Annotated in this window: 20 protein-coding genes; 4 read left to right on the top strand and 16 right to left on the bottom strand. The window is 66.0% G+C overall.

The annotated features are described in order from the left end of the window. Positions 1-126 precede the first annotated feature (126 nt). Positions 127-819 (bottom strand): RNase H family protein, encoded by a 693-nt coding sequence (locus tag Mal64_RS04900; RefSeq protein ID WP_146397607.1) that lies wholly within the window; start codon positions 817-819, stop codon positions 127-129. A gap of 606 nt (positions 820-1,425) precedes the next feature. Here Mal64_RS04900 and Mal64_RS04905 point away from each other — a divergent pair. Beyond that, positions 1,426-1,887 (top strand): hypothetical protein, encoded by a 462-nt coding sequence (locus tag Mal64_RS04905; protein ID WP_146397609.1) that lies wholly within the window; start codon positions 1,426-1,428, stop codon positions 1,885-1,887. A gap of 165 nt (positions 1,888-2,052) precedes the next feature. Here the strand turns inward: Mal64_RS04905 and Mal64_RS04910 are convergent, their stop codons facing one another. The 3 genes from Mal64_RS04910 to Mal64_RS04920 form a co-directional block, all read right to left on the bottom strand. After that, positions 2,053-3,384: an HD domain-containing protein gene (locus Mal64_RS04910; RefSeq protein WP_146397612.1), complete on the bottom strand. Its 1,332-nt coding sequence runs from the start codon at positions 3,382-3,384 to the stop codon at positions 2,053-2,055. A gap of 103 nt (positions 3,385-3,487) precedes the next feature. Then, positions 3,488-4,192, bottom strand: a complete 705-nt coding sequence (locus tag Mal64_RS04915) for a hypothetical protein (protein WP_146397614.1) — start codon at positions 4,190-4,192, stop codon at positions 3,488-3,490. A 57-nt stretch (positions 4,193-4,249) separates the two neighbouring features. Further along, complete coding sequence (locus tag Mal64_RS04920) at positions 4,250-4,747, bottom strand: acetolactate synthase (protein WP_146397616.1); 498 nt, start codon at positions 4,745-4,747, stop codon at positions 4,250-4,252. Positions 4,748-5,051: 304 nt separating this feature from the next. Here Mal64_RS04920 and Mal64_RS04925 point away from each other — a divergent pair, with 304 nt between their 5' ends. After that, positions 5,052-5,444: an acyl-CoA thioesterase gene (locus tag Mal64_RS04925; RefSeq protein ID WP_146397618.1), complete on the top strand. Its 393-nt coding sequence runs from the start codon at positions 5,052-5,054 to the stop codon at positions 5,442-5,444. Between the two features lie 94 nt (positions 5,445-5,538). Beyond that, positions 5,539-6,123, top strand: a complete 585-nt coding sequence (locus Mal64_RS04930; protein ID WP_146397620.1) for a DJ-1/PfpI family protein — start codon at positions 5,539-5,541, stop codon at positions 6,121-6,123. A gap of 563 nt (positions 6,124-6,686) precedes the next feature. Here the strand turns inward: Mal64_RS04930 and Mal64_RS04935 are convergent. Continuing rightward, positions 6,687-7,433, bottom strand: a complete 747-nt coding sequence (locus Mal64_RS04935) for a gamma-glutamyl-gamma-aminobutyrate hydrolase family protein (RefSeq protein ID WP_146397622.1) — start codon at positions 7,431-7,433, stop codon at positions 6,687-6,689. A gap of 637 nt (positions 7,434-8,070) precedes the next feature. Between Mal64_RS04935 and Mal64_RS04940 the strand changes: the two genes are divergently transcribed. Continuing rightward, complete coding sequence (locus Mal64_RS04940; protein WP_146397624.1) at positions 8,071-9,162, top strand: 3-oxoacyl-ACP synthase III; 1,092 nt, start codon at positions 8,071-8,073, stop codon at positions 9,160-9,162. A 300-nt stretch (positions 9,163-9,462) separates the two neighbouring features. On the opposite strand, the gene Mal64_RS04945 is transcribed toward Mal64_RS04940, so the two are convergent. From Mal64_RS04945 to Mal64_RS04995, 11 genes are all read right to left on the bottom strand, one after another. Beyond that, positions 9,463-11,100 carry a serine/threonine protein kinase gene (locus tag Mal64_RS04945; RefSeq protein WP_197525461.1) on the bottom strand — a complete coding sequence of 546 codons (1,638 nt, stop codon included), beginning with the start codon at positions 11,098-11,100 and terminating at the stop codon, positions 9,463-9,465. Between the two features lie 510 nt (positions 11,101-11,610). After that, complete coding sequence (locus Mal64_RS04950; protein WP_146397628.1) at positions 11,611-12,453, bottom strand: enoyl-ACP reductase FabI; 843 nt, start codon at positions 12,451-12,453, stop codon at positions 11,611-11,613. 152 nt (positions 12,454-12,605) lie between these two features. After that, complete coding sequence (locus Mal64_RS04955) at positions 12,606-13,040, bottom strand: 3-hydroxyacyl-ACP dehydratase FabZ family protein (RefSeq protein ID WP_146397630.1); 435 nt, start codon at positions 13,038-13,040, stop codon at positions 12,606-12,608. A gap of 54 nt (positions 13,041-13,094) precedes the next feature. Beyond that, positions 13,095-13,472 carry a DUF5615 family PIN-like protein gene (locus Mal64_RS04960; protein ID WP_146397632.1) on the bottom strand — a complete coding sequence of 126 codons (378 nt, stop codon included), beginning with the start codon at positions 13,470-13,472 and terminating at the stop codon, positions 13,095-13,097. 5 nt (positions 13,473-13,477) lie between these two features. Next, entirely contained in the window at positions 13,478-13,699 is a 222-nt protein-coding gene (locus Mal64_RS04965) for a DUF433 domain-containing protein (RefSeq protein ID WP_146397634.1), read from the bottom strand. A gap of 119 nt (positions 13,700-13,818) precedes the next feature. Continuing rightward, positions 13,819-14,088: a hypothetical protein gene (locus tag Mal64_RS04970; protein ID WP_146397636.1), complete on the bottom strand. Its 270-nt coding sequence runs from the start codon at positions 14,086-14,088 to the stop codon at positions 13,819-13,821. A gap of 34 nt (positions 14,089-14,122) precedes the next feature. Next, positions 14,123-15,595, bottom strand: coding sequence for a phytoene desaturase family protein (locus Mal64_RS04975; protein WP_146397638.1), 1,473 nt, complete (start codon positions 15,593-15,595; stop codon positions 14,123-14,125). A gap of 311 nt (positions 15,596-15,906) precedes the next feature. Next, the gene (locus Mal64_RS04980; protein WP_146397640.1) at positions 15,907-16,542 is read right to left on the bottom strand and encodes a hypothetical protein; all 636 of its coding nucleotides are present in this window, start codon (positions 16,540-16,542) and stop codon (positions 15,907-15,909) included. Next, positions 16,539-17,264, bottom strand: coding sequence for a hypothetical protein (locus tag Mal64_RS04985; protein WP_146397642.1), 726 nt, complete (start codon positions 17,262-17,264; stop codon positions 16,539-16,541). The genes Mal64_RS04980 and Mal64_RS04985 overlap by 4 nt, the downstream gene beginning before the upstream one ends. Before the next feature lie 123 nt (positions 17,265-17,387). Then, positions 17,388-18,782, bottom strand: coding sequence for a phytoene desaturase family protein (locus Mal64_RS04990; protein ID WP_146397644.1), 1,395 nt, complete (start codon positions 18,780-18,782; stop codon positions 17,388-17,390). Positions 18,783-18,893: 111 nt separating this feature from the next. Then, positions 18,894-19,154: an acyl carrier protein gene (locus tag Mal64_RS04995; RefSeq protein WP_146397646.1), complete on the bottom strand. Its 261-nt coding sequence runs from the start codon at positions 19,152-19,154 to the stop codon at positions 18,894-18,896. Positions 19,155-19,251: the final 97 nt, after the last annotated feature.

Consider the following 19,251-nt stretch of genomic DNA (forward strand, 5'->3'; position numbering starts at 1 on the left):
GGGATGGCTCTTCTAAGCTGGGGTCAGGTCGTTGGGTGGATGTTGTTCGCGGGCGGGCCGCGGGTTGTTCGTCGGCTGGGCGCCGGCGGGCCAGGCTGGTCGGCGGCCGTTCAGCCGGAGATCGCTTCAGCCGGCGATCGATTCGAGCTGGCGGGCCGAGTCGTCGGTGAGCGTGTCGCGTTCTCGCAGCCGGAAGCGGCTGCGGCGCCGCTCGCGTTGGGGCCGCACGATCAAGATCGCCGGCGCGTCGAAGCGGCCCGGCTCTTCGATCGGCTCGGCGACCGCAGGGTGGGCCGCCGTCGTGTGGGCCGCCGCGATCGCCTCGGTCGTGCGAGCGGCCGTCGTGCGTGTGAACGAAACGCGACTCGGGGCGGCCTTACGACGGGCGCCGTCGAACGCCTCGTCCACGCCGGCCTGTCGACCCGGCTCGACCCGCCACAAGCGGCAGGTGACCCTGTGGAACGCCAACGCCCGGTCGATGCGCCGCCAGAGGTCGCAGTCGCGGATCGGCACAACCCGGCCGAACCTCTCCCACCGCCAGTGGTTGTTGCGCCACTCCCGCAGGCCGCGTCGCACGCCGCGCACCACGTGGCCGCTCGCCGACAGCAGCGTGACATCGGAGGGCTGCCCCAGGGCCTCGAGGCCGCGCACCGCGGCCAGCAACTCGAGCCGCCCACGGTCGGCGCCTTGCTCGGCGTCGCCGGCCGTGACCGTCTCGCCGCCGGCAACGCCGTGCAGCGCAAAACGCCAGTGGCGCGCGCCGTCTTCGGCGGCTGACGTGTCAGCAAACAGTAAATAGCGGGGGCGGGGAGCGTGCATGCCGGCGGCTTCGCAGCGGGGGGAGGGCGTTGCTTGGAGACCGCGTGCGGCCTCACTGCCGAGTTCTCGCCAACAACTAGTGCTAGCTACCCCTTGCTATCGGCGCATCGGCAAGTTTTCTCCATCCTTCCTATGCTGCATTTCTTAACAGCACGGACACGCCGCAGTTTGGCCCAGGCGCCTGGATTCGATCGCCTTGTCCCCCTGCCCCCCCCGCTCCTGCTAGCCGCAGCTAGCTGCGGACTCATCAGCAGCCCATTTGCCCAGTTGCACGCCGAAAGCGAGCGACTGCCGGCAGGTGGCTGCCGCTGCGAGGCCGTGCCCCTAAGCAGCCTGCGTGAAGTCCCTGCGATAGGGGCGCCCCTACAGAGGGATTTCGCCGAAACCGCACACGCATTCTTACCGTCACAACCCGCTCGCCCGCTTTCGATTCACACGGGGATTGCCGCGAACGGCGCGGCTCAAGCCACACCGGGTGGCAAGTGAAACTACTTTTTTCTAGTGGTCTTGCTGCGGGGCCACGCACTTCATTCTCACCGCACCACACTAGTCCAGACGGTATCGCGCCATCCCAAGCCCCGCACGCGGGCAAGGAAAAACCAGAAGATGAAATTCGGAATCTACCTGATGCACCGCGGTTTGATCACGGCCCAACAGTTGGTCGAAGCGATCGAAGAGCAACAAGACCTCCAGGTTCCACTCGGTCAGTTGGCGATCGAGGAAGAGAAGCTCAGCGTGCGTCAAGTGTTCCGCATCCTCCGCACTCAGCTGGACGACCTCCGCGAGCCGTTTGGCGAAACCGCCATCTCGCAAGGCTTGCTCACCCGCACCGACCTGGCCGAATTGATGCTGGTGCAGATGTCGAGGCGTATGCCGATCGACCAGATCTTGGTCCGCCAGGGATCGATCACCCAAGACGAACTCGAGAAGGCCCTGCACGCCTTCCGGCTCGAACGCCGGGGAATGGCGGTCGAGTGCGCCGAGCACGCAGGTTCGTGCGACCGACTCAGCGAGCAATCGGTCCGCGTGATGCACGCTCTCGAGCCGGATATCGCCGGCTCGCTCTGAGACGCCCCCGCTAGAGCGGTATTCGAATTGGTGTGGACGAGCGGGGAAGCGATTGGCGGCGTGGCGAGGAAGCCGAAGCAGGCAATGCGGTGCATTGTCGATGCAGGCTGACGTAGCCATGACGCCGATCGCGAGCCGAGCGTCTACACCAATGAGCAAACCGCTCTAACCGACGCGGTCGATCGCCTCGGCCAGCAGCACGGGCAACGAGCGGAGCTCGCGCATCGGCCCGGCCAGCGAGGGGTGGACAAAGATCCGCACCCGTTTGACGTAGTCGTCGAACTGCTCACGCGCGAGCGTGCGGACCATCGGCGAGATGTCGCCCAACGCGCGGTAGACCCCCTGCTTCGGGAAGCAGACCTCGACGTTGAACTCCACCTCCAACTCGGCGGGCGGCGCGTCGAAAAGCACCTCGTGCGGCGCCACGACGCGCGAGAGCGCCTTGCTCGACACGGCGGCGAACTCCTCGGCGCAACGAGCGAGCCAAGCGTAAGGCCGGCGGGCCAGCCGCCCGTACAGCTGCGGGTCTTCGAAATAGCTGTACTGCGCGAGCCGCTTGTAGAGACGCCTGGAGGGCCCGAACAAGCCGCCCAACAGCTCCGCCGCCGGGCCGTCGCCGGCCGCCTCGTTCATCATCGCCACAAACGGCGCTTCGTCGGTGCGGAACAAGGCGTCGAGGTCGAGGTTCGCCCGGGTCAGGAAGAACGCCCGCTGCAGCATCGCCGTGGCCGACCGCACCGCGTGGTGCCAGTAAACCTCGCTGAACATCACGTAGCGGGCGAACACCATCATCTCGGCGGCGGTCTTGCCCTTGTCGGTGATCGCCAAGCCGTCGCCCGCCTCGTTCACGCACAGGCTGCCGATCAGCCGCGAGCGGTCGAAGTTCTGCCCGTACGGCACGCCCGAGTGCAGCGAGTCACGCATCAGGTAGTCGACTTTGTCGACGTCGATCGGCCCGGACAAGATCGACCGCAGCAGCCTGCCGGTGCGGTCCGACGGCTTGCCGGAGAGCATCGCCAGCACGTCGCGGGGCTGCACGCCCCAGTCGTCGCGCAGCGTGTCGGCCACCTCGCCCTCCAGCAAGAAGCTGTTGGCGAACATCTCGTGCTCCGGCACGCCGGGCAGGCCCATGTCCTCGATCGCGTGGCAAAACGGCCAGTGCCCCAGGTCGTGCAGCAGCGAGGCCACGAGCAGCAGTTCGGCGTCCTCGGGACCCACCACGGCCGCAAACCGCTCGTCTCCGGCGAGCTGCCGGAGGTACTCGATCGCAACGTTGTAGACGCCCAGCGAGTGTTCGAAACGGGTGTGCCGTGCGCCCGGGTAGATGAGGCCCACCAGGCCGAGCTGGCTGATGCTCGCCAGGCGGCGGAACTCGGCCGTGTCGATCAACTGCCGCACACGCGGCGTCACCGGAGCGTCGACCCCCGGCGGCAGGCGGACCAAGCCGCCCGTCGAGCCGCTCAGCGAGAGTTCGGGGATGTCGAGGATCGAAGGCATAAAATCCTTTGCAAGCGAGCCGCAAGCGTCGGCGCCGGAGCGGCGTGGAGAACGCGGCGCGCGAGCCGCTCGGGTCGCTGACGCTTGCGGCTCGCCACGGCTATTAGCCGTCGACAACCAACCCCGGCACCGCCGGCAACGCGGCAAGCAGCCGCAGGCCGACCGTGGCGACGAAGTAGAGCGCGCAGTTCGAGAAGGCCATCAGCGGCTCGAGGTCGAACGCCACGACGCCGGCGAACGTGGCCACGCCGACCGCCACCGCGGCCGGCACGAGCATCTGCCAGATCTCCAGTCCCTCGGCCTGCCACTCCGCGCCGCCCAGCTGGCCGGCGATCGTCATGTAGGCGAGCCACGAAAGGGCGTAGACCGCCCCGCAACCGAAGGACCGCAGCCAGAGCTCGCCGCCGCTGTACGGCTCGAGCTCGGCGTCTCGCAAGAACTGGTAGCCGGACCAAGCGAGCAACGGGCCCATCACCAACGCCCCGGCGGCGAGCACCGTGGTGCTCTCCTCGAGCAACGTGCTGCCGCGAAGCAGCAGAGCCGCCAGCACAGCCAGGAGCGCCACGCCCCCGGCGGCGGCCGCCACCACGGGGTTGAACTTGCCGTCCTTCCGCTTGGCGGTCTTCAGGACCTGCCGCCCCTTGGCGTCGGTCGGGCCGTCGGGCGTCTCGTGGATGACCACGCCCTCGTCGGCCTCGGGGATCGTGATCGGCCCCTTGCACTTGGGGCACGCCCCTTGCTTGCCGGCGTGCTGGTCCCCCACGGTGAACCGGCTGAAACATTTCGGGCAGGTTACATTGATCGCCATGGGCGTCGTCGGCGTCGCTTCGAGGAGGCTGGGGGGCGGGAGCTGCGGCGTGGGCTCTCAGTTCTGGTCGTACTGCTTGAGGTCTTCCTCGCCGATGGCCGCGAAACCCTTCGTGGCGAGCGTGTCGAGCGCGTGCTCGATGTTGTCAACCATGAGCGCCACCGCCGGCCGGCCGGTCGGCCTCACCAGCAGCGGGTAGACCTGTGTGATGTTGATCTCGGCCCGCAGCAAGGCGGTGCAGACCTCAAGAATCGGCTGCGGAGCGGCGGGCAGTTCGACGCCTATCAGGTCGCTCTCGACGATCGCTAGGCCGGCCCGCTCGAGGATCTCGCGACCCGCCTCGGGGTCGCTCAGCAGGAACCGCACCAAGGCGCACTCGGTCGAGTCCGAGATCGTCAGCGCCACGATCCGCACCGGCGTGCCCTCGAAACGGCGGACCACCTCCATCAGCTGGCCGACTCGGTTCTCGAGGAAGACCGTAAACTGACGGATTGACGGGTAATCGCGGCCCCGCATCGTGAGCGTGTCGATGCCATCACCCTCGCCGATACTCATGCGTAGCCTTGCCGATTGTTTGGGGGTGAAACCCAAGTGGATTGAGCGGGAAAGCCAAGCGAAAGGGGACCTACGAGCGGCGCCCCCGCGCCGGGCGGTAGGACGTAACGATAAAGCCTGAAACGCCTTGTTGCAACGGTCCCGGCGACAGCCCCCCGGGACGGCGGCGCCGTCGCCTGCGGGGCGCCGGGGTCGTTGCCCGGCGCCCGACGGGGGCGTTAAGTTGGCTGATTCGGCCGACACCCCTTCTGCCCGGGCAAGCCCCGCCGCCCGGCGCCCCTCCCTTCCCGCCTACCAACGCCGCATGCCGCAAGAACACACTTTCGACCTCGAGGTCCGCTACTACGAGACCGACGGCCAAGGCGTCGTCCACCACTCGAATTACTTCCGCTACTTCGAGCTGGCGCGGGTCGAGCTGCTCAAGCAGGTGGGCCACGACTACGCCGACCTGGAGCGCGACGGCTACATGCTGGTGGTGAGCAAGATCGACTGCCGCTACCGCTCGCCGGCCCGCTACGGCGACCTGCTCCGCATCCACATCCGCACCACCCGCGCCCGCGGCGCGCGGATCGACCACGAGTACCGCATCGCCTGCGGCGAGCGGCTCATCGCCGAGGGCCACAGCACGATCGCCTGCATCGGTCGCGACGGCCTCGTGCAGCGTATCCCGGAGATCCTCGAACTCGACGAAAAGTAACGAGAGGCCACCCTGCTGAAGGATTGCAAATTGCAAATTTGCAATTTGCATTTTTCAATCCGCCCCTTCTCTGCCTCCAACCGAAGCTGATCCCATGCCCAAAAAAGTCTTGCTCATCGTTGGCGACTTCGTCGAGGACTACGAGGTGATGGCGCCCTTCCAGATGCTCGGCATGGTCGGCCTCGAGCCGCTGGCCGTTTGTCCCGACAAGCGGGCGGGCGACTTCGTGACGACGGCGATCCACGACTTCGAGGGCCACCAGACGTACAGCGAGAAGCGAGGACACAACTTCCGGCTCAACGCCACGTTCGCCGACATCAGCGCCGACGACTTCGCCGGCCTGCTGATCCCCGGCGGCCGGGCGCCGGAGTACCTGCGTGTCGACGAGCGGGTGCTCGCCTTGGTGCGGGCGTTCTTCGCCGCCGGCAAGCCGGTCGCCGCCACCTGCCACGCCGCCCAGCTGCTGGCCGCGGCGGGAGTGATCGAGGGCCGCCGCCTGCAGGCCTACCCGGCGTGCAGGCCAGACGTGGAGCTGGCGGGCGGCGTGTGGGACGAACCTTCCGAGGGCCTCGACAGCGTCTGTGTCGATGGCAATCTCGTTACCGCGCCGGCGTGGCCGGCGAATGGGCCATGGGTGCGGGCGTTTGTTGAGCAGCTCGGCGTGACGATTAGCTGTTAGCCAGCGTCGCAAGCGAGCCGCGGATGTGAATCCGCAGGCGGCGTGGGCCACTCGTGGTTTTGTTCTAAGTCGTTGCCATCAGGTCGAGTAGCGGAGCACGGCGGAGTCCGCCGAAGGCGGACAAGTCGCGCAAAGAAATTCTTGGCCGCCAGTTTCACCGCCCTCGCATGGGGTGGCGGGGGCGCACCGCGCTAGCGGAAGCCCCCGAGCGCCACCGACCCGCTCTCGCTGGCCCGGGGGCTTCCCTGACGGGAGCGCCCCCGCCACCCCAACTCGAAGCATAGGTAGTCGGGTAGCCCAGGTTTTCAAACCTGGGTCGCCGCAGGCGACAGGAAGCACCAGGGCAGACGCCGTTTGGCGAGCGGCGCAACGGATTTGGCCACGCCCAACGGCGGCTTCTTGTGGCTTCGCCACCCAGGTTCAAGAACCTGGGCTACCCGCTGGGCGATCCGTTAGAGGCGCTGCGTCGCGATGCTGTATGCGCAACGGACGCAAAAAAAGGCCGGTGGGCTTGCGCCCACCGGCCTTACGGCTTCCGTGCTCGATCTTGCGGCTTGCTTGCCTCAGGCGACGAGCTTCACTTCGGCGGGCTCTTCGCCCTTCACGCCGGAGAGGAACTCCTCGAAGATCCGCAGGTCGAGCGCCGAGGCGGTGCCGGCCTCGGGGTGGAACTGGGTGCCCATGGCGAACCAGCCCGGGATGCGGCTCTCGATCGCTTCGACCACGCCGTCCGGGCAGCGGGCCGTCACCTCGAAGCCGGGGGCCAGCGAGTCGATCGCCATGTGGTGCCAGCTGTTGACGCGGAGCTCGCCGTCGCCGTACACGCGGTCCATGATCGAGTCGGGAGTGAGCTCGAGCGTGTGGCGGTGCGACGGGTCGAGGGGGTCCTTGTGCGGCAGCGCGTTGGGCAGGTCCTCGGGGATGTGGAGGAACAGGTTGCCGCCCATCGTCACGTTCAAGAGCTGCATGCCGAGCCCGATGCCGAACACCGGCACGCGGCGCTCGCTCACCACGCGGGCGAGCATGCGGTCGAACGACTCGCGGCGGGGATCGAGCGGGCGGACCGTGGGGTGCAGCATCCAGCCGTCACGCCGCGGGTCGAGGTCCGAACCGCCGACCATCAGCACGCCGTCGACGCGGTCGAGGATGAGGTGCAGGTCCTCCTCCTCGGCGAGCGGGGGGAGGATCATCGGCACGGCGCCGGCCTCGATCAGGGCGTCGTAGTAGCCGGCTGTCACGAAGCTGAAGGCGGGCTTGTCGTTTGTCTCGGAACGGAAATCGGCGTTGATAGCGATGATCGGCTTGACCATGACTTGTCACTCCCTTGTTGAGAGCGGCGTCATCCCGACGCCGCTGGGTGGAAATAAGAGTTTCCCTCTTGGCGGGGGCGAAGCTCAGGCAGAAACCCAACACGTGCGGGCGTGTGGGAGGGGGTGAGCCCGAAGCGGCTGCAGAGAGAGACCCGTGTGCGCGAGGCACACGGGGGAGTTCCCACCTGCTGATAGGCGTGTTGCCGCGTGGTGGGAGAACGCTAGCAGCGTCTCCGTGCCCACGACACGTGTCGTCCCTAACACGCCGAATGGTTCGAGCTCGGACGCCGGCAAAGGCGTCCTGTTGATTCTGTCCTAGAATTCGCCTTGGGCGGGAATCTCCGGGGGAAGCGACCGTTGTCAGGCGGTCTCGTTTGCAGGGGGTGCAAGTCGCCGGGAAATCTAGCCGGTTGTCACGCCGAGTGCGAGGAAAAAGCGTATTTAGCGCCGACCGCTTGGCGATAGCACAACATGGGGCGTCTGCGCTTCACAAACCGCGGCTTTCCGCCCGCGGCGAAAGCCTTACCGCTCGCCGCTGGGGGCGGTATCTTGGAGGCTCGCCCGCGGGCCCGGCCGAATGGTACGAGCCGTGGCCCTCGCTACTCCAGTAACTCCCCCCCTGTCAGCCCCCCACGCCATGCGTTTCCGCCACGTCTGCCTCGAAAGCGTCGCCCACGTCTTGCCCGAGGAGGCGGTCACGACGGCCCAGATCGAGGAGCGTCTTGCGCCGCTTTACGAGCGGCTGCGGCTGCCGGCCGGGCGGCTGGAGCTGATGTCGGGCATCCGCGAGCGGCGGTTCTTCCCGGCCGGCACGCGGCCGGGCGACGTGAGCATCCGCACCGCGAACCTGGCGATCGAGAAGAGCGGCCTCAGCCGTGAGCACTTTGGCGCGTTGGTGCACGGCTCGGTCTGCCGAGACCACTTGGAGCCCGCCACCGCTTGCCGCGTGCACCACGAGACCGGCCTGCCGAGCCGCTGCGACGTGTTCGACGTGTCGAACGCCTGCCTCGGCGTGCTCACGGGCGCGGTGCAGATCGCCGGCATGATCGAGCTGGGGCACATCGACGCCGGCGTGGTGGTCGGCACGGAGTGCGGTCGCTCGCTGGTCGAGGACACGATCGCGAGCCTCAACGCCGACGAGTCGCTCACCCGCTCGGCGGTCAAAGACTCGATCGCCTCGCTGACGATCGGCTCGGCGAGCGCGGCGATGGTGCTCTGCCACGAGCGGCTCAGCCAGACCGGCAACCGGCTCGAGACGGCCTGGAGGCTGGCCGACACGTCGCACCACACGCTCTGCCGCAGCGAGGGCCTTTCCCAAGCGATGCGGACCGACAGCGAGCGGCTGATGCGGGCCGGCGTGGCGCTCGGCGCCGAGGCGTTCGAGGGGTTCCTTCAGGAGAGCGGCTGGGACCGCCAGCAGATCGACCGCACGGTCTGCCATCAGGTCGGCGCCGCACACCGCAAGATGATGCTCGCCGAGATGTCGCTCGACCCGGCCAAAGACTTCGCCACGCTCGAGTGGCTCGGCAACACGGGCGCAGCGGCGCTGCCGTCGGCCGTGTCGATCGCCGAGGAGTCGGGCGCGATCGAGGCGGGCGACCGGGTCGCGCTGCTTGGCATCGGCTCGGGGGTGAACTGCCTGATGATCGGCGTCGATTGGCGGACCGTCCGCACGGCGTCTCCTACCTCGGTGAAGCAGCAGACCGGCGTTTTGGGCGCCGCACCGTGAATCGACACCGCTAGAGCGGTTTGCTCATAGGTGTAGACGCTCGGCTCGCGATCGGCGTCATGGCTTCGTCAGCCTGCATCGACAATGCACCGCATTGCCTGCTTCGGCTTCCTCGCCACGCCGCCAATCGCTTCCCCGCTCGTCCACACCTATTCGAAAACCGCTCTAGTCGATTGGCGTCTCGGAGGCCCAGCCGATTGGCGTCTCAAGGGCCCAGCCGATTGGCTACTCAAAAGCCCAGAGTGGCCTTTGCTCGAGTGAATCGCTCCCGCGCCGCGGGTGACGCGTGTCGCGAAGCGATCAGTTGTTCATCGCGATGAACAGACCGATCACAACGACCGCGGCCACGCCCGCCAAGACCCACACCCAAGCGGGCGTTCTGTTGTATGGGTTCACGTAGCCGGGCGGGTGGAGCGGGTCGTACTCCGAGGCGCGGGCCGCGCGACGGGCGATCGGGTCGTCCTCTTCCTCGTGGTAGACCTCCTCGAAGATCGACCGCGGCGGGCCCGATTGGCCCGCCTTGCTGCTGTCGCCGCCTGGCTTGTCGGTGAGCGACGGTCGGCTGTCACCCAACACGCCGGACGAGGGCGATGACTTGGTCTTCGAGGGACTGGGCCCCTTCGAGGGGCTCGACGCCGGGGCGGGCTTCTTGCCCGGCTTGTTCAGCTCCTCGTCCTCGATCGGGGCGAGGCCGATGTCTTCGTCGAGCGTGTCGGCGCCGCTGCCGTCGAGCCGCTTCGTGTCGCGGTCACCGGTCATCGATCCGCTGCCGGCGCTCGAACCCTGCGACCCGGCGGGCCCGATCTTGCTCGAGCCACCGCTGCTGGCGCCGTGGGACGACGGCGCCGAAAAACGCCCGAGGATGCCGCTGCCGACCCCGGGCTCGTCGTCGCGGACCGTGGCTCCGCCGACCGAGCGGCCGCGCTCGGAGAGCCACTTCTTGAGCTCGCTGGCAACCTCGCCGGACGTGGCGGGACGGTTGAACGCCTTCTTCGACATCATCCGCTTGATGAGGTCGACGAGCGACAAAGGGCAGTCGGGCCTTCTCGAGAGGATCCCCTCGGGCTCCTCGGTTTGGTGCTTGAGCAGCCGCTCGGTGATCGTCCCCTCGGGGAACGGCGGCTTGCCGACCAGCAGGAAGTAGAACGTGCAGCCGAGGCTGTAGATGTCGCTGCGGGCGTCGGCCTCGTGGCTGTTGACGGCCTGCTCCGGGGCGAGGTAATCGGCCGTGCCGAGCACGGTCTCTTCGTTCGCGAGGGTGAGCGAGCCCTCGTCGCCGGTCACCTTGGCTAGGCCCATGTCGAGCAGCTTGACCGTGCCGTGGTTGTCGACCAGGCAGTTGGCCGGCTTGATGTCGCGGTGCACGAGGCCCATCTGGTGGGCGTGTTCCAGCCCACCGGCGACTTGGGCGATGTAGTCGGCCGCCGTCTCGAACGGCAGCTGGCCGTCTTGCGCCACGATCTGGTGCAGGTCGCGGCCCTCGACGTACTCCATGACGATGTAGTGCGTGTCGCCCTCGTTGTCGATGTCGTACGCCCGCACGATGTTCGGGTCGTCGAGCTTCGCAACGGCGCGGGCCTCGAGCTGGAAACGCTCGAGGTACGACTTGTCGGCCACCCGGTTCTTGGGCAGCACCTTGATCGCCACCCGGCGGCGCATCATGATGTGCTCGGCCAAGTAAACCGCGCTCATGCCGCCCTTGCCGATTTGGCCGAGCAGCTTGTACTTGCCGAGCATGAAGCCGCGGTGCTTGCCGGCCAGCAGCTTGTCGGCCTGCCACTGCGTGAGGAGCCCCTCGTCGATGAAGAGCTGGGCGAACTCTTTGTCGCCCTGAGGCACGACGCCGCCCGATTGCTCCGCAGCCTTCTCGAGAAATTTCTCGAGCCGGTCGGCCTCGATCAAACCGCTGCGTTTGATCAGGTCGAGCAATTTGTCCATGGTCAACGCAGCCATTTGCAGGCAGTCAGCAAATAGTTTCCCTCATCGACAGGAACGCCAACCGGGCGCCGTCGGACGGGAAGGGAAATATAGGGCCTATGTTCTCTGATTAGTTACGCAGAAAGACGCCGCTTGCATCGCAAACGGACGCGCAACGTTTGGCGTTTGCGCGAAACGGTCTTCCTGACGCTCTCGCTTCTCCCCCCAGCCAAGGTTCCGGGCTTGAGCAGGGGGCCGCCGGTGACGAGTGCTAGGCACACCAAGCGGAGCACTCGCGACAAACCCGCGAAAACCCGCCCAGATACCTACTGACAGGCTATCACGGCGCCGCTGGCCACGCCAGCACTTTATCCCCTGGCGCAAGGGTTATCGGCGATCCGCTCGGGCCCATTTCAGCCCTGAAATACCGATTATTTGCGTTCTAATGCCTGTATCGGCGCAACTCGCCCAGCAGTCCCCTCTCAAGGCGACACCTCGTCTCGGCGGGAGGCAAACCGCAGGCGCTGGGCGTCAATTCTCCGCGGCGTCGGAACCGCGTTCCACCACCGCCCTGACGAGCGATTCGTCGAAGTAATTGGCGCCCATTCCCGCGTCGACGACCAGCTTCTGGCCGTTGATCCCGGACGACCGCGGGCTGAGCAAAAAGACCGCCGTTGAGGCCGCCTCGTCGGTCCTCAAAGCTTCGCCCCGCAGTGTGGCCTGCTCGGCGTACAGGTACGAGTCGACGTAGCCGGGGATGCCGGCCGAGGCGCTCGTCTTCAGCAGGCTCGGCCCCACCGCGTTGAACCGCACCCGGCTGTCGCGGCTGAAGCTCTTGGCGAGGAACACCACGGACGAGTCCAAGGCCGCTTTCACTGGGGCCATGTAGCCGTAGTTCTCGCTCGCCATGGTGGTGGTCGAGATCGACACCGTGACGACCGAGGCGTCGTCCGAGAAAGACGGCTTCAGGGCGCTCGCCAGCGCCATGAGCGAGTGGCAAGAGATCTCCACCGTGCGGAGGAAGGCCCGCTTGCTCGTCTCGTGGAACGGCCTGAGGCCGTCCTCGTAGTCGGCCATCGCGATCGAGTGCAGCAGCCCGTCGAGCTTCACGCCGCGTGCGGCGATCTCATCGGCGAGCCGGGTGATCTGGTCCTCGTGCTCCACATCGCACACCAGCACGTCGTCGGCCGAGCCGCCCGCCTTGGCGACGAGTTTGCCAACCTGCTCCTGCCGCTCGGGGCTGCGCACCGAGAAGAGCACCCGGCAGTCGGCCTCCATGAGCTGGCGGGCGACGTGCCAGGCGACGCTCTTGCGGTTGGCGACCCCGGCCACGAGGACGGTTTTGCCGGCGAGTTGCAGAAAATCGTTGGGCATCGAGAAATCCCCCTCCACCTTTAGGGGGAGGGGCTAGGGGAGGGGGGAAGTCGTGGGTACAGCTACGCCATTACAAACCGGGTACCCGGGTTCGTCACCCCTCCCCAGCCCTCCCCATCAAGGGGAGGGAGCTTACGACTCGCTGCGCTCGCCTATGTCTTCGCCGCCAGCGTGCAAGCAAAATCAAACCGGCAAGCCAACTTGCCGCGAGTCTCGTTCGTCACCTTGGCCTTCATGAAGAACGCCTCGCTGAGCCGTTCGGTGAGCTCCACCTCGATGCGCACCGTGTCGCCCGGCTGGACCATGTCGCGGAACTGCACGTTGTTAGCCCGCGTGGCGACGGGGACTTTGCCGTCGGCGTCTTCGACCATCCCCGAGAGCAGCACGGCGCCCGCCTGCATGCTCGCCTCGCAGAGGATCACGCCCGGCGTGATCGGGAAGTCGGGGTAATGGCCCGCGTACCAGAACTCCTCGCCGGTGAACCGCTTGCGGCAGGTGATCGAGGATTCGCCCTGCTCGACAACCTCGTCGATCAAGAGGAACGGCTCGCGGTGCGGGATGGCGGCTTTGATCGCTTCTAGAGACATGGAACCACAGATAAACACGGATGGACACGGATACGAATAGTAAGAACAGTAGCCTTACCTAGGCTTGGCGCCTATCGGGAGAGTGCGGACACGAATCTGGCTTTCGGTCACCGACGCCACCGCACCTCGCTCAAGCTCTTCAGCGATCGCCGCAAGCACACGCAGCAGGTGCTCTGCCAACTCGGGCGATTTCAACCCTTCGATGCGAATGCGTATCACGCTTGGTCTTGTAGCGCTACTGAGAGCGAGCAGCGTATGAAAATCCGAATCAAGCGACACCACGACCGCGTCTCGAACGATCGCTGCTTCGAGGATTTCCGCATCGCTCGCGGCCGCCATCCCCAGCTCGCCAACGTGCTCGGCATCGACGCCACACTCGGCAAGCACAGCGACCGTCGAACGCGGCAAACCTTGGTCGAGCAGCAACTTCATGGCGATCAGCCGAGCTCCACCACGCGGTCGGCCAAGTTGGAAGCGGCGTACTCCAACGCCTGACGGATGTCTTCGTCTTCGAGCTCGGGGTACTCCTTGCGCAACTCAGCACGGTCCGTGCAAACAGCCAAGGCCTCAAGCACCCGCCGCACCGTGAGCCGCTGGCCACGGATACAGGGCTGCCCGTCCAGCACGGCCGGGTCGCTGGCAATACGATTGAAGGTCATCGGCTTAGACTCCTCTAGGAATTAGCCACAGATAAGCACAGATGAACGCGGATGCGGTAGGGTGCATGGAATACACACTGCTAGGCAGATCAACTGACGGTGCATTTCAAGCACCCTACTTACTCGAGGCCTCGCAAGAACGCATGGAACTCGGCTTTGGCATCTGCGGCGTCAACAGAATTGCCAAACTCGATGTCTCCATCCAGAAAGTGAGCTTGAACGAGTTGTGAAGTCAACACTCTAACGCGGTGAATCGTCGTAGTGTCGATTCCCTCCAAGGCGTCCATATGAAATTCGATGGCCCGTTCGAATGCGCCATTGCCACTCGAAGCAATATCACAGCCGTCAATCAAAGCATGCAACCGACTGAAGACGCTAGGGTTTGACATCGGTCTACCGATAGAAATCCGCGTTCATCCGTGGCTAATTCGTCGAAGCATCCGCCACGACCGCCCGCTCCGCGGCGTCGGTGCTCGCCGAGCCGCCGGTCATCAGCGTGCTGTCGACCTCGTTCGCGACGATCACGCCGTAGTTCATCGCTCCCAACCAGCCCGACATGATGATGCCCACGCTGCCGGCGTGGTACAGGCCGTGGATCTGCTGCGGCAGGGCGCGGCTCACGGCGAGGCCCTCGAACTTCGTGCCGAAGCTCGCCCCGTGCATGTGCTGCGTGTAGTGGTTGAACGTGCGCGGCGTGGAGGCCTCCACGTGCACGGCCCGCTCGCGGACGCCCGGCACGTAGTGGTCGAGGGCGTCGAGCGTGGTCTCGCAGAGGTCTTGCTTGCTCGCCTCGTACTCGGCCTCGGGCAGGTCCCAGTCCTCCCAACGGGCGTTCGTGCTGCTGACGATCAGCTTCTGCGGCCGGCCCTCGGGGCGGGTCTTGGGGTAGTACATCGAGTAGGTGCGGCTAGTGATGTCGCGCGACAGCAGCGCGTCCGTGTTGAACGTCGGCGCCGTGCTGGTGAAGAACAGGTCGCCCATCGACTCGTCGAGCGGGTCGTCCGGCTTGAGCGCAATGTAGACCTGCGTGCTGGAGTTGTTCACGCGCACGTTCTTGGCGTCGTCGATAAACCCACGGTCGAACTTCTCCTCGCCCACGAGCTTGAAGATCGTCGACATCAGGTTGGAGTTCGACACCACGGCGTCGCACTTGATCGTCCGGCCGTTCACCACGACGCCCTTGACCTTGTCCCCTTCAACGAGAACCTGCTCACAGTCGCTGCGGATGCGGATGTCGACGCCGCTCTTCTTGAGCTCTTGCTCCATCGCGCCGACGAGCTTGTCGGTCCCCCCCTCGAACGTGTAGACGCCCTTCGACATGAAGTTCGAGAAGACGATGCCGTAGCTGATCGCCGGGTCTTCGAGCGTGCTGCCGTTGGCGTAGGTGATCGGCTCCATCAAGAGCCGGATCACGTCCTCACGGCCGGGGAAGAAGCGGTCGAACAGCTCGCGGGCGGTCGTGGTCTGGTCGTCGTAAAAGTTCATCCCGCGCGCGGTGTCGAAGAACTCCTTCACCGTGTTCGGGTCGAGCTGGAACTGGTCGATCAGCAGCTTGGTGAAATCGTCGCGGTTGAAGCTCGTGGTGAGCGAGAACATCGGGTTGTCGAACCGGATGCCGGTGAGCTGGACGATCGACTCGGCGATCTCGGGCGACCAGTAGCGGCGGCAGCTCTTGACCATGCCGTACGGGAAGCCGTGCAGAGAGATGTCGAAGGTGTGGTGCCCGGGGCGCTTGAACCAGGTGGCCAAGCCGCCGAGCTTGTAGTGCTGCTCGAGCAGCAGGACGGAGCGTCCCTGGCGGGCGAGGATGTTGGCCGAGGTGAGCCCGGCCAGCCCGGCGCCGATGACGACGACGTCGTAGTGGTCCTGGGCGCCGGCGAGATGGTCTTTGGGCATGGCTCAGATAGCACGGGAGTCGGGGGCTGAGGGCGACCCGGTATCTTAGCCGAGCGGGGCCGGATCGGTAAGCCGCAGGGCGGCCGTATGAGGCCCGAAGGGCCGGCCGTAGCCAGCCCAGGGCGGCGCCCTGGGTGCGAATCGACATGCAGGCCAAGCCCTGAAAGGGCGTGATAGATAGCCGCAGTGCGCCCTTTCAGGGCTCATGCAAATTCATGGCCTGAATTCCCAGGGCGTTGCCCTGGGCTGGCATATCAGCGCCCCTTCGGGGCTGACACCCCGCAAGCGGATTGTAGGTCGCGCTTCTCCGCTCACGGCTTCATCTCCAGCCAGATCATCACCCCGTCGGCCGGGTTAGGAATCATGCGAACGTTGGTCGTCTCGGCGGCGCGCAGACGCAAGAGCTCGACCGGCTTACCGGGAGCGAACGATTGGGTCTTCTCCGTCACGCCCCCGCGCAAGAAGACCTTCGGACTGAACTCGGGCCAGGCAAGGTCATCACCCACCTCGATCGCCACGCGCCCCTCGGCCGACAGCGTGCCGTAGAGCCAGTTGTCGACCGGGTCACGGTGGATCCGGTAGCTGACAACGAGCGGCTCTTGCGTCGTGCGGATCGGCAACTCGTCATCGGCCTCGGCCGGCAAGCCCGTGATGGGGACGCCGCCGTTGGCCACCCTCACGACGGCGCCGCTGCTTTCGGGAAGCCAGACGAGCCACCTCCACTCGAACGGGCTGTCGGACTTGAGCATCAGGGCGTGCGGTCTGGTGCGGTCGTCGACTGTGATCAGGCCAGACTGCTCGCGGAGCCGGCGGACCTCACGCCTTAGCGGCCCGACCTCACGCAATTCAACCCACAAGACGGCGACAAGCACGGTGATCGCGGTGAGCACGAGCAGGCTCAGCAGCGAGAACCGCGGGCCTGTGCGGGGCTTGGGCGTGTCGCTCATGGCATCGGCTCCAGCCAGACCCGGAAACCGCGGGTTTCAACCTGCTCGGGACCGGCGTCGGGAACCCGCTCCGAGTAGTCAGTGACGTCGACCTCGTAGTCGTACAACGTAATCGACTCCTCGGGCGGGAAAGTGGAGACGTTGGAGACGCTCCGGATGTTAGCCGTCTCCTTTCTCTGGCCCCACCCATCGACGTGCGACTCAAGCCAGTCGGCGCCGCCACCGTCGATCACGAGCGTGCTGTTGTCGATTGTCCAGCCTCGCAGCCAGGGCTCAGTCTCACCCGGCGCCGGGTGCTTGCGGAAGTAGTAGACGCTCACCGTGTGGGTCCCCGGCGCGAGGACCTTCGAGAACGTGCCCGCGGCTCTCCCCTTGGTCTCTCGGGCGCCGCTGAGGTAGGAGAGCCGAAGGCCCGGACCCTCGGGCACGTAGACGCGCCACCCCCACTCCCAAGGCTGCACCAACGAAGCAAGCGGTTTCTCACGGGGAAGCGGGGCGACGTACACTAGCTTCGGGTCCTCGACGACGAAAGCCCCGTACTCCAACTGCATGGCCCTCATCTGTTCGCGCACTGCGATGGTCTCGAGCCGCATCCGGTCGTTTTCGCGCATCGCGCACCACACCGCCAACAGCGCCGCGACCACCGTCATGAGCAGCAGCAGGTTCAGCAACGATACCCGTGGGCGGCGTTTGCGTGTGGGCGTTGTGTCGGTTTCAGTCATCGCCAAAGACCCCAGAAAAGCCGACGTCCTACGCGCCGTCGGGAACAGGACATCTTAACCGAAAACGCTCCGCCGACCGTAGGTCGGCGGCTATTCCTTCCCTGACCTCCGACCTCTCGCCTCTCACCCCTCACGCAAACAGTGCATGTTCGCCATGCCGATGCCGCTCGTGATCGAGCCCACAATGCCGACAAACCCTTGGTCCGTGCCGCAAACGAACAGGTTCTCCAGATGCGTGGCGCCGTCCAACTGCTTCTCGGGGGCGCCGTAGACCGCGCCGTTGTCGTGGCCGGTGAAGCGGACGATGGTGGTCGGCGTGAACATGTCCGTGTCGATCACCCGGCCGCGGTAGTCGGGCGTGAACCGCACGGCCGAGTCGACGATGCGGTCGTACCACCTCAGCTTCTCGAGCTGGTAGTCGCGCTCGTTGAGTTGGGCCCAGTAGTCGTAGTTGGCCAGGACCGTCACGCGCATCACTCCCTCGCCGAGCCCCTCGTCGTAAGCGAAGTTGTTGGGGCTGCAGATCACGCCGCTCCGCAGGTCGCAGGGGACCGTGGGGACGGTCCACTCGAACTCGTCTTGGTCGTTGAAGAACGTGATCGTGCGGTCGTAGTCGAGCCGCTTGGGGTCGACGTCCAAGGTGGAGATCGACTCGCAGAAGCTCAGCCGACCGGCCGAGCGGGTGGGCGAGCCGGCCACCTCGACCGGCTGGCCGTCGTCGCAGAGGCGCATCGTCTCGACCCAGCCGGCGGACGAGAGGACGCGTTTGCCCTCGAGCACCTCGCCGCTCTCGAGTTCGACGCCCGTCACGCGGCCGCCGTCGGTGAGGATGCGGCTCACGCCCGCGCGGAGCTTGAGCTCGCCCCCCATGCCGCGGAACTTACGGACCAGGTTCTTGAGGATCAGCCTAACCCCCGCATGGGGGCGCCCCAGCCCTTCGAGGAAGATGCTGCGGAACATGATGCAGAATTGGCCCCAGTCCATGTCGTGCTCGCGCGCCGAGCCGTAGAACATCAGCGGGCAGAACAGCATCTCGACGAGCTTCGGCTCGGTGAGGTAGCCGGCGACCACCTCGCGGGCCGACAGACGCTGGTGCTCTTCGGTCAGGTCGTCGTAATCGACGATGTCGCCCACCAGACGGCGGTAGCCGTCTGCCTGGGCGGGGAACTCACGGGCGACTTCTTCGAGCAAGAGCGCGGGGTCGTTGTCGAACGCCAGCCGGGCGCCGGGGAACACGACCTGCGAGCCGATCTGCGGCGAGATCTGGAAGTCGTCCCAGCTGAACCGCAGCTGCCGCAGCAGCCGCGCTAGCGGCCCTTTGCGGGTCCCCTTGGGCGTGATGTTCGTCAGCGCGTGCAGCCCGACGTCGTAGTCGCGCCGCCGCAGGCGGTAGAACGAGTTGAGCCCGCCGATCGTGGTGTGCTTCTCGAGCACGCAGACACGCTGGTCGTACATCGCCAGCCGGATGCCGGCCGCGAGCCCGCTCATGCCGGCGCCGATGATGATCGTGTCGTACATGGTGGGGAGGGGCTAGGGGCTAGGATCTAGGGGTTAGAGCAAAGGGACGTCGCGGAGCGACGGCGAGACTGTTTTCTAGTCCCTAGCCCCTAACTCCTAGCCCCTCCCTCATCAAACCCGCTCGATGTCCTTCATCCGCGGCTCGAGGTACGCGCAAGTGCTCTGCATCGAGGCTAGCTCGGTGTAGTCCTCCTCGGGAACCTGCACCTTGTGACGCTTGCGCAGCTCCATGACGATGTCCAGGAAGTCCATCGAATCGAGTTCCATCTGCTCGCGGAACGACACGTCGTCCTTCAGGTCCGACAGGTCTTCGTCCGGGGCGATGTCGTTGAGGATGTCGATGATCTCTTCACGGATCTCGTCGCGGGTCATAGCGGGTTCCTTTGAATGGCCACGAAGAGGCACAAGAAAGCACGAAAACTGGTCTGACCACGGATCGCACGGATGGTCACGGATGAAAGCTTGTACG

Origin of the sequence: Pseudobythopirellula maris (genome assembly GCF_007859945.1) — a bacterium.
GTDB lineage: Bacteria > Planctomycetota > Planctomycetia > Pirellulales > Lacipirellulaceae > Pseudobythopirellula > Pseudobythopirellula maris.